9 protein-coding genes are annotated in these 10,112 nt (G+C 66.1%); 4 read left to right on the top strand and 5 right to left on the bottom strand.

The window, feature by feature from the left end:
• Positions 1 to 73 precede the first annotated feature (73 nt).
• Both ACFV3R_RS34170 and ACFV3R_RS34165 read right to left on the bottom strand, forming a co-directional pair.
• The gene (locus ACFV3R_RS34170) at positions 74 to 607 is read right to left on the bottom strand and encodes a holo-ACP synthase (protein ID WP_385591347.1); all 534 of its coding nucleotides are present in this window, start codon (positions 605 to 607) and stop codon (positions 74 to 76) included.
• Positions 608 to 654: 47 nt separating this feature from the next.
• Positions 655 to 1,941 carry a diaminopimelate decarboxylase gene (locus ACFV3R_RS34165; protein WP_385591344.1) on the bottom strand — a complete coding sequence of 429 codons (1,287 nt, stop codon included), beginning with the start codon at positions 1,939 to 1,941 and terminating at the stop codon, positions 655 to 657.
• A 920-nt stretch (positions 1,942 to 2,861) separates the two neighbouring features.
• Between ACFV3R_RS34165 and ACFV3R_RS34160 the strand changes: the two genes are divergently transcribed.
• A complete protein-coding gene (locus tag ACFV3R_RS34160) occupies positions 2,862 to 3,632 on the top strand; it encodes a transposase family protein (RefSeq protein WP_385591342.1) in 771 nt (256 codons plus the stop codon).
• Between the two features lie 199 nt (positions 3,633 to 3,831).
• Here ACFV3R_RS34160 and ACFV3R_RS34155 read toward each other — a convergent pair whose 3' ends face one another.
• The 3 genes from ACFV3R_RS34155 to ACFV3R_RS34145 all read right to left on the bottom strand — a co-directional run bounded on the left by ACFV3R_RS34155 (position 3,832) and on the right by ACFV3R_RS34145 (position 6,066).
• A complete protein-coding gene (locus ACFV3R_RS34155; RefSeq protein WP_385591340.1) occupies positions 3,832 to 4,119 on the bottom strand; it encodes a hypothetical protein in 288 nt (95 codons plus the stop codon).
• A 69-nt stretch (positions 4,120 to 4,188) separates the two neighbouring features.
• Positions 4,189 to 5,172, bottom strand: coding sequence for a helix-turn-helix transcriptional regulator (locus tag ACFV3R_RS34150; protein WP_385591338.1), 984 nt, complete (start codon positions 5,170 to 5,172; stop codon positions 4,189 to 4,191).
• Positions 5,173 to 5,490: 318 nt separating this feature from the next.
• Entirely contained in the window at positions 5,491 to 6,066 is a 576-nt protein-coding gene (locus tag ACFV3R_RS34145) for a CGNR zinc finger domain-containing protein (protein ID WP_385591336.1), read from the bottom strand.
• A 330-nt stretch (positions 6,067 to 6,396) separates the two neighbouring features.
• On the opposite strand from ACFV3R_RS34145, the gene thpD reads away from it, so the two are divergent.
• The 3 genes from thpD (at position 6,397) to ACFV3R_RS34130 (ending at position 9,934) form a co-directional block, all read left to right on the top strand.
• Positions 6,397 to 7,299 carry an ectoine hydroxylase gene (gene thpD / locus ACFV3R_RS34140; protein WP_385591334.1) on the top strand — a complete coding sequence of 301 codons (903 nt, stop codon included), beginning with the start codon at positions 6,397 to 6,399 and terminating at the stop codon, positions 7,297 to 7,299.
• A gap of 424 nt (positions 7,300 to 7,723) precedes the next feature.
• Entirely contained in the window at positions 7,724 to 9,037 is a 1,314-nt protein-coding gene (locus ACFV3R_RS34135; RefSeq protein WP_385591332.1) for an MFS transporter, read from the top strand.
• A 276-nt stretch (positions 9,038 to 9,313) separates the two neighbouring features.
• On the top strand, positions 9,314 to 9,934 hold the full coding sequence (locus ACFV3R_RS34130; protein WP_385591330.1) for a histidine phosphatase family protein: 621 nt from the start codon (positions 9,314 to 9,316) through the stop codon (positions 9,932 to 9,934).
• The last annotated feature ends 178 nt before the right edge of the window (positions 9,935 to 10,112 follow it).

Below are 10,112 nucleotides of genomic sequence, written 5' to 3'. Positions count from 1 at the left end.
AAGCTACCTCGCCGGACTCCACCTCCGCGCCTCCATGATCTGGATCAAGGACCTCGCCCCAGCCACTCAATGATCACGACTCGATACACGCCCTAGTTCCGATGGTCGCGGTCGCGGAGGTGTTCGGCGGCGGCACGTCGTAAAGCTCCTTCGGGGCAGTGGGGTCAGTTCGTCCGTTTCCGACGGCTTCGCCGGTGAGGTCGTCGGAGGGCACGCCAAGGACCTCGGTGAGGCTGATGGCGACGGCGGCCACGACGTTCTGCTTATGTGTGATGGAGACCGAGACGGATGACGGGGTCAGTTGCGCGACTCGTCCGCGGAGGTGGACGACAGGGGCGCCGTGCGCGGTGTGTTCCACGTAAATCTCTCGTGGCATCACGCCTTGCAGTAAACCGATTCCCAGGACTTTGAAGGTGGCCTCTTTGGCGGCGAATCGACCGGCCAGGAATTCTAGGCGACGATCTTTGCCGAGAGCCTCGGCGTGGGCCATTTCCTCCGGGGCGAAACTGAAGCGCAAGAACCAGGGTCGTTCGATGAGGCGGCGGAGTTCGGAGCGGTCGAGTACATCCAGTCCGACTCGCGCAGCTTGCTTCGCTGCGTTTCTCATTCGAATCGTCTTCTCGTTCGGATCAGGTGACCATATGGATCACGCGTTTATGCGGACGCGGTGCGGAGATCGGCGAGGCGCTGCTTCGCCAGCAGGTCCTCCGTCGTGTCGCGTTCCCGGATGAGGTGGGCGCGCCCGCCGTGGACGAGCACCTCGGCCGGGAAGCCGTGGCTCAGGAAGAGGCCGGGTGAGGCGGTAGGCCCATAGGCTCCGGACCGCTCCACCGCGAGCAGGTCTCCCGGCCGTACTTCCGGCAGGCGGACCTTCTTAGCCACGACGTCGTTGGGCGTGCACAAGGGTCCGGTCACGCTGTAGGGGCGTGAGGCTTCGGCAGAGCGGTCCTCCAGGTGGCGGATCGGGAAGTTGCGCTTGACGAAGCTGCCGACGCCGACGGCTGCCATGTGGTGGTTCGTACCGCCGTCGGCCACCACGAAGCTCTCTCCCATGGACTCCTTCACGTAGCGGGCACGGACGACGTACGTACCGGCCGTGGCGGTGAGGAAGCGGCCCAGTTCCATGATCATTCGGCAGTCTGGGTTGCGCACCGCGAAGGGGGTGATGACCTTCGCGAGGCCGGCGCCCAGCGCATCAAGGTCCAGGTCCTCCTCGTTCTCGAAGTAGGCGACGCCGAGTCCGCCGCCGAAGTCGACGGTTTCCAGGGGGAACTCAAGCTGTCCGGCCAGGTCCTCCGCGATAGCGAGGATGCGCCGGGTGTTCTCGACGATGTCCTCGTGGTTGAGGAATCGTGTTCCCATGTACGCGTGCACGCCCTTCACTCGGACGTTGCGGAGGGCCGCGAGACGGTGCTTGGAATCGCGCAGTTCGGCTTCATCGATGCCGAACTGTCGAGGTTTACCGCCCATGGCCAGCCCGGACCCTTTGCTGCCGAAGGCCGGGTTCACCCGGAGGAGCACCGGGAAGTCGTCACGTCCTGCCGCTGTCAACAGCGAGTCGAGCAGGTCGAGTTCGTCCAGTGACTCGCAGACAAGCGCGTGGATGCCGGCTTCGACACACGCGGCGAGCTCTCTCTCGTCCTTGCCGGGGCCGAGGAAGATAATGTCGCCAGGGTCGACTCCCGCCCGCAGGGCGGTGGCCAGTTCGGCGTAGGAGGAGACCTCGGCTCCCGTCCCGAACGAGTTCAGCAGGGCGCAGACGCTGATGTTCGGGTTCGCCTTGAGCGAGTAGAAGATGTTGGTGCCGGCGGGGAGCAGGCCGCGCAACGTACGGTAGGTGTCTGCGAGGACATCGGCGTCGTAGACGAACAGCGGGGTGCCGTACTCCTCAGCGAGGTCCGCCATCAAATTCCCCTGGACACTGTTCTTCGAGGTTGTCATACGGTCACTGCCATCCGCCGTCGTCTTCGGGTGAGAGGCAAGGAATTACCCTCTCCACAGGTGAGCTATCGGAGATGAACATTCGCTTTTTCATGACTCGCCTCTCGCTGGTTTGCTGTCCGACGATAAGGAGTCTGCGATATTCACGACGGCGAGGGAAGGGCGGACGGTTGGCCTAAATGGGTCCTGACCTGTTCAGGACTGCGCTCGCATTCAGCCAAAGGGCCACGGAGATCGCGACATAATCCGGGCTGGACCGTTTGGGACGCGCAAAAGGGACATGCGGGTCCCACGCACCGCCCGGGCGCGGGAAGCGGTGGCGCGTGATACAGGCAGGGCTTGATCAAGTTCCCTGAGCGTCTGATTTGTTGCTGATGCCCAGGAGTGGGAGTGCTCGCTCGGGCTGGTCGCGGAGTGCGCGTGTGCTCTTGGTGATGTTGGCCTCTCCGAGGATTTTGAGCAGCCGATGGCGAGGGTGCGGAAGGTGGTCATGGCCCGGGGTGAGGTGCCGGTGTGGAGGGTGGAGGCGTCCTCGGCGTAGATCGCGTCGCGCACATGATGCAGGGTCTCGACGGTCCAGTGGCCGCGGACGGCAGCGGCGAGTGCGGCCGGGGAGTCTCGTGGACGTCGAGGCTGGGTGACGGCATAGACCGTCTCGCGGCTCTGACGCCCGCCAGCCTGTTTGCGGCGTCGATGGACACGGAGGGCGTGGGGGAAGGCGATCCCGTCGAGTCCGACGGCGATGCCGCAGGTCTTGAACGAGCGCGACTCGTGGCGGCCGTGTCCGGTGATTAGGCAGTGAGGTCTTTCCAACCTGACTCTTTGAGACGGTAGTTGGGCTGGGTGCGGTGTCCAGACGTGAAGAAGCTCCTGGTAGACGGATGATTATCGAGATCAGCTGTCCAGCCAGGAGCTTCCGCGTGCTTGTCTACCCGTCCGGCCTCGATGTGTCCACCTCGACCTTGCGCCACCTCTCCGCCCGTCTCCGGACCCGGCGACGGGAGCTGGGAATCCGATGGCGTCGACTGCCCGCAGGCCGACAGGCGCTGCTGGTCCTGGCCCATCTGCGGTGCGGTCATACCTACGCGCAGCTCGCGGCTGGTTTCGGCGTCGGCATCGCCACCGCCTACCGGTACATCGCTGAAGCGGTCGAGGTCCTGGCCGCCCTCGCCCCGGATCTCGCCGAAGCGGTGAAGACGGCCTCGACCAAGGCGTTCGTGATCCTGAACGGCACGCTTCTGCCGATCGACCGGATCGCCTCGGACCGGCCTTTCTTCTCCGGGAAGCACAAGAAGCACGGTATGAACGTGCAGGTCATCACCAACCCGACCGGCAGACTGCTGCGGGCCTCGCCCGCGCTGCCGGGAGCGGTCCACGACATCAGGGCCGCCCGTACCCACGGCATCATCGACGCCCTGGCCGAAGCGGGTGTGGAGTGCTGGGCGGACAAGGGCTACCGCGGCGCCGGCGGCACCATACGGCTGCCCTACTGGGGCCGCTGGGAGACGCTCTCCGCAGGTCAGCAGGCCGTCAACCGCTCGCACGCCAAGATCCGCGCACTCGTCGAGCAGGCCATGGCCACCCTCAAGACCTGGCGGCTCCTACGCAAGCTGCATTGCTCCACCACCCGCATCACCAGCCTCGTCCAAGCCGTCCTCACCCTGAACCTGACCTGCCCAAACCGAGGATGAAAACAGCTCGATTGTCACCAACACCGGCGGGATGGGGGGAAAGATACAGCAGCAGGTACTGGCCACCTCACGATCGTTGAGCTTCGACACCTCAATGATCACGAAACCCATGTCTGCTCTGCTATGCACCCCAGCGGGCCGCCGCACGACCCCGGAACTAGCTCAAGCCCTGTGGCACAGGCATCGAGAGAAGCCAGGCTCACTCCATGTCGTACGGATGGAGGGGCACTTCGGCCCGCTGCAGGGACCAGGCAGCCAAAGGGCTGCAGCTGGTGGTCGCGTGCTGCCAGATCCGCTTCGCCGCCGCCTCCGCCACGTCCAGGGAGGCGGCACGGAGGAAGAGGCTGACGACAAGGTGAGGCCGCGTGTGCGTGTGAACGCGGACGTGTTCAACGATGTCCGGTGCCGCGTCGTGGAGCGCCTGCTTAATCTCAGCGGGTGGGTGGGCATCGCCCGATGGTGCGAGGGTGAGCTGTACGAGGTACATGAGTGGGGTGTCCTGTCCGAATGGCCATTCCCTTTCGACTGCTTGTCGATCGGAGACGTACACGGGCCGTCACGGCCGGATGAGGCCCCTGGCAGCCGCGTGCAGGCCGGCCTGGAACCGGCTTCGCGCGCCGAGGTGACTCATGAGCTTCGTGGCGATCCGGCGTGCCGTGCGGCCTGACACGCCCAGCCGCGCCGCAACGTAGTCGTCGGTGTGTCCAAGGGACAACAGCCTCAGGGCCTCCAGTTGTTGCGGATTCAGACCCTGTTCGTCACTCGGCTGGGCTCTCTCTTCCATGGGTTGGGCGGTTTGCCAAATATTCTCGAAAAGGGCGTACAGGGACGACACTACTCCAGCCGTCCGCAGAACCACAGCCCCGGCCGAAGTGTCGTCTGAGTCGACGGCGACGATGGCGATCTTCTTGTCGCAGATGATCAGGCGGTTCGGCAGCGAAGGCGCGGTGCGTATGCGGCCGCCCCGTTCGGCGAGCCAGTCCGCATGCGCGACCGTGGGGGGATCGTTGCGGACGCTGTCCAGGTACACGGTGCGCATCCGCACCCCTCGCGCGAGCAGTGCGTCCGCGATCGGGCGCGAGCTACGCAGGTTGGCCTCCGTCTGCGCTCCTCCCGGGGCGAAGGTCAGCAGCTCTTCCTGGACCTCGTCGGGAAGCGCTGCCAGGTAGTCGCGTACGGAGTCGACCCCGGTCAGGCGGTGCACCTCGTCCTTGGGACTCTCCGGGATGAACTCCGACTTGAGCTGTAAGGCAGCGGCCTGGACCTCCTGCACGCGCTGCTGCTGGGCCGCGAGTTCAGCCCGCTCCTTGGCGAGCAGGATCTCTGCGGCGAGGTGAGGTTCCACGACGTGGAAGCTCTGAGGGTCTTCGGGGGAGTGCCGCACTAGGGCCAGCTCCGCGAGGGTGTCGAGTGCTGCCCGCACCTCCTGCTCGGTCAGTTCGAGCCGACGCACCAGCTCGGCCACGCCCTCCTGCGGATGTGCCAGCATCCCGCGGTAGACCACTTCCGCGGTGGCATCAACTTTCAAAACATCCAGCATCTACTTCCCTCTCTGCACCTGCGTGAGTGGCAGGACGAGGGAGTGCGGGAGCCTGATGACCACGACGCCCTACCCTCGTCGTCTACAGCGCCCGACGGTTGTCGAGCGGCAGCATTCCGAACTCGCAAGCAGCACACCGCAGCGCGGGCCGGCGTTGCACGCGTTCGTGCGATGAGCGACGACGGCGGGGCTACTCGCTTGCAACGGTCGAACACAGGGCGCTCCCGTCACCGTGGGACTGTGCACGCACCGTCCCTGACAGGGAGAGGCGGCCAGTAGGCAGGGGAGCGTCGGCGTAGAACGGCACCCAGCGTGGCTTCAGCCTGCGCGGCTCGGGTTCTGGCGCTTGTTGGCGAGGAAACGCGCCTTCTTCTCGCGGTTCCCGCAGGTGTTCATCTCACACCATCTGCGCGTTGCACCTCGACTGGTGTCGAAGAATGCGGCCCGACACGTCGGGGACGCGCACAACGCCATTTTCCCCTCGCGCGCACCCGAGACGATGTCGACCGCGTCGGCGGCAATCACGCTGAGAGCGTCCTCGACGGAGGCGGACTCCAGGTACCACTCCCGTTTACTCCAGGGCGAAAGGATCACCGCGGCCTGGCCGCCCGTACTGCAGTCATTGATGACCTGGATGGCTGCGGCGGGAGGGGGGACTTGCGTCGCGACGGCGGTAGCGGCTTCGTGGATCGCTTCACGCAGTTGCCGAGCATGCTCTAGCTGGGAGTCGCTGCACGAATCGACCTTGATCCCGTAGACCGCCAACCAGTCGACCAGCCGCTCGGGGGCAGGGATGCGTTCGACGGGTTCACCGCAGCGTTCTGTGAGGGTCGCCGTGAAGCTGGTCGCCAACACCTTGCCAAGACGGAACTCGGGGTATCGCTTGACGGACATGGAACCACCTTAGCCGGTTGCCATGCCGAGGACAAGCAAGGGAACCCTTCCGGGCGGTTCCCCGCTGTTGGAGGGCGCAGCACGCCACGCCCGCGCCTTCGTGGACGCACGGTGCACTTCGCGGTCCTGATTAGGTCAAGGACGATTCAGGACACTCGAAGACCCTTTCTTTACTCCCTGCGAGCTTGCAGTATCGAAAGAGCCGGAGAACGACCCAATAAGCCGCGAGAGACAGGCCTTGGAACTTCGGCACCTCGCTCCGCGAGCCGATGAATTGCGCTCCTATACGGGCAGAAAAATCCGCCGCTCCCCTGAAAAGGAGAACAGTATATGACTGTCGCTCAGCGTCCCGACCTGTATCCGACCCGAGTTCTCGGTGAGGCCGTTCCCATGCCACGGACAGACCCGTCGGTGTGGGGGGAGGCTCCGGGCCCACTCGAGGGCGAGCAGCTCAAGCAGTACGAGTCCAACGGCTACCTGGTCCTCGACGACCTGCTCTCCGCGCAAGAGGTAGACCTCTACCTTTCCGAACTCCGGCGCCTCGGCGAGGACCCGATGCTGCGCGCGAGTGAGCGCATCATCTTGGAACCGGAGTCCGACGAGGTCCGTTCTGTCTTCGAGGTCGAGAAGGTCAGCGAGATGTTCGCCGAGCTGCTTCGCTCGCCCCGGCTCATGAACATCGCTCGCCAGGTACTCGACTCCGAGGTCTACATCCACCAGAGTCGTGTCAACTACAAGCCAGGGTTCGGCGGCGCCCCGTTCCACTGGCACTCCGACTTCGAGACCTGGCACTCCGAAGACGGCATGCCCAGGCCGCGCGCGTTCAGCGTCTCGATCTCCCTGACCGAGAACCACCCGTTCAACGGACCGCTCATGGTCATGCCCGGCACCCACAAGACGTTCGTCCCCACGGTCGGGGTCACCCCGCAGGACTACCACAAGGAGTCGCTCCGCGTGGCCGCCCCCAGCGTTGGTTCCCCGGACCGCAAGCACCTGACACGCATGGCGAAGGAGCACGGGATCGAGCAGATCACGGGTCCCGCCGGCTCCGCGGTGATGTTCGACTCCAACCTGCTGCACGGCTCCAACGGGAACCTCTCGCCGTTCGCGCGCTCGAACATCTTCATCGTCTACAACAGCGTGGAGAACACGCTGGGGGCACCTTACGCGGCGGACGCACCGCGCCCGCAGTACCTCAGCAACCGCGAATTCCCTTCCCCGCAGGGCATGTAGGAAACCCGCGCCCGTCGCCGTACAGGTGAGGCCGCGCCGGCCCCGGCCGTGGGCGCCCCTCTTTGGGCGGCGCACGGGCCGGGGCCAGCTTGCGTAGTTCCGACCACTGGTCCGTCGCAGAGGGCCTCCGCCGCGTTACTCGCGCGCCGCCCCCAACAGGAGCGTGGAACCGGCTTGGACGGTTGCGGGAAGAACCGCGTGCTGGTAGAACCATCTTAGATGGTTCCCCTATCGCTCGGAGACTTCATGGCCTCCTCGACAACCAGCCCTGAGTGCCCTGCGGCCCACCGCACAGGCCCCGCTCCTCCCACCGGGCTCGGAGAGAGAAGACCGACTGCGGATTTAGCAGTCCTGCCGGGCGTCGTCGCAAGGGTGCTCCTCCTGCTGCGCTCGCCGAAGAACGCCAACTGAGACGAGGTCTGCCATGACCGGAACTGTCCTTGCCCCCACGCGGTCCACCGCCGTGTCGAAGAAGATCCTCTTCCCCCTGCTGCTGGTCCCCATGTTCCTAGGCGGTGTGGACTCCACGCTGTTCAACTCCACCGCCTACGACCTGCCAGTCCTGACCGACTCATGGCACCTGTGGTTCATCGACGGGTACACGATCGCCCTCGCCTCCTGCGTCGTCCTCGGCTCACGTCTGGGTGCACGTCTGGGTCCCGGCGTGACGCTGGCGACCGGTCTCTTCGTCTTCGCCCTCGCGGGAGCAAGTCCCGCACTGCTGGACACGGCGACGATGTGGACGGCCAGCCGGTTCATCCAAGGCTTCGGCTACGCGCTGATCGTCTCCAGCGTCGCCTCGGTCATTGGCGGACTGCCCGAGACGTCGGAGCGCACTCTCGGCTACTCCCTGTGGATCACCACGTACGCCATCGGAGCCGGTACAGGCCCCCTGATCGGCCGGGCGTTCGTCGACATCGACGCCTACACGATGCTCTTCTGGCTGCCTGCCACCGTCGCCCTGGTGTGCGGGGTGCTCGCCACCGCGCTACTGCGTGGCATCACCCTGGGACAGGCCTCGTCGACCAAGGTCGACGTCGCCTCCTCCGCCCTCGCTCTCGTGGGCTTCGGACTCTTCGTGGCCGGACTGCAGAGCCATGGCGCCGCATTCGGGCGCCTCCTCGCGACGATCGTGGGCTGCCTGGTCCTAGCGGTCTTCTGCACGCGGCAACTCCGCTCGCGCGACCCGCTTATCGACGTACGGATGCTCAGCTTCTCCCGACTCGGCGCGCCCTCCCTCGCGCTCGTCGTGAGTTCCGCCAGCTACACAGGATCGGTCCTTTTGTTCAGCGCGGAGGCTGACTCGCTCCTGTCAATCCTCCCGGTATCGGTCCTGGCCCTGTGGGTCTCCCTCGGCGGGTTCGCGTTCCACAAGGTCCAGGCCCGCTTCACCGCGGTGCACATGCTCCAGGTCAGCCTGGCCACTTGCGCCGTCGGCCTCATCGTGGCCGCCTTCGTCGGCCTGTGGCCCGCCAGTTTCCTGATCGGCCTCGGTGTCGGCGTCTCCATGGCCTCCGGCGACGCCTACCTGCTGGGCAGCGTCCCGCCCAAAGACGTCGCACGCGCGGCGGCACTCCAGGAGACAGCCCTCGCGGTGGGTGCGGCGCTGGGCGTGGCCGGCTTCGGCGGCATCTTCGCCGCCACCGGCTCGGTCGTAGGAACGGCTGTCATCACGACAGTCATCATCACCGTCGTCGTAGCAGGGCTGCGCTGCAACCGAGGCGTCTTCAAGGCGTAGCCCGAACGCCTCGCGGCACGCAGGTGACCACCGGCCGCTGTGGTGAAGTCCCCTCTCATGCCGCCGATGAGTGAGCACGTGGTCGCGGGCCTGGCCACCGCGCTGCGGGTCGGCGCTCTGACCGCGGACGCCGTCGCCCTGAAGGCTCGCAAGGCCGCCCAGGCAGAGAACTAGGGCCTGTGCGGGGTCGTGATCATGAGCACCGCTGGCGGCCGACTCTGGGCTCCCTGGACGGGGCGGGGGAACCAGCGGCCACCGGGGGGCGTCGACCCCGATATGCAAGATCGATACCTTTACCTTGCCCGCCATGGCGAGGCCACACCCGACGAGGGCAGTCTCACCGCGGCCGGGCGCCGTCAGGCTGAGCTATTGGGCAAGCGTCTGCACGGGGTGCCGCTGACGGCCGTTCACCACGGTCCGTTGCCCGGCGCGGTGCAGACGGCCCGGCTGGTCGGGGAGCGTCTGGGCGATGTGCCGCTGCGTGAGTGCGAGGCGGCCGGGGACTACGTCCCGTACGTGCCGGAGCGTGACGAGGTTCCCGCAGATGTTGCCGACGCCATGCTGCCTCGCCTCGCTTCGCTGTCTGCCGTGGACCGTGCGCGCGGAGCAAGGTTGGCCCGCCAGGCGGTCGCGGAGTTCACCGGGCCGGTCGACGGCGGGAATGCCCCCCGCCACGACCTTGTCGTCACCCACGCGTTTCTCATCGCCTGGCTGGTGCGCGCCGCTTTCGAAGCGCCGGCTTGGCGCTGGATGGGACTCAACCACGCAAACGCTGCGCTCACGGTGATCCGTTATGCGCCTGCCCGGCCCGCAACCGTCCTCGTCTACAACGACGTGAGTCACCTCCCGGACGACCTGCGCTGGACCGGCTTCCCGCCCCAGCTCCGCACGCCCTGACAGCTTCCTGCCCGGATAGCGTCGTGCTGGTGGCCGACGCTGTACAGGTTCTACCGCCACGTTGATCACGACTCCGCACAGGCCCTAGTACTGCAACGGTGCTTACCGTGGCGAGGCTTCAGTTCTTGGGCTGTGGCCTCGTCTCTTGTAGTGGCTGGTCCGAGCCTGGTGCTGGCGT

The sequence above is a fragment of the Streptomyces sp. NPDC059740 genome (assembly GCF_042733155.1).
In the GTDB taxonomy this organism is placed as follows: Bacteria; Actinomycetota; Actinomycetes; order Streptomycetales; family Streptomycetaceae; genus Streptomyces.
The sequence above is the reverse complement of the archived record's forward strand: the minus strand, read 5'-3'. Positions and strand labels throughout refer to the sequence as shown.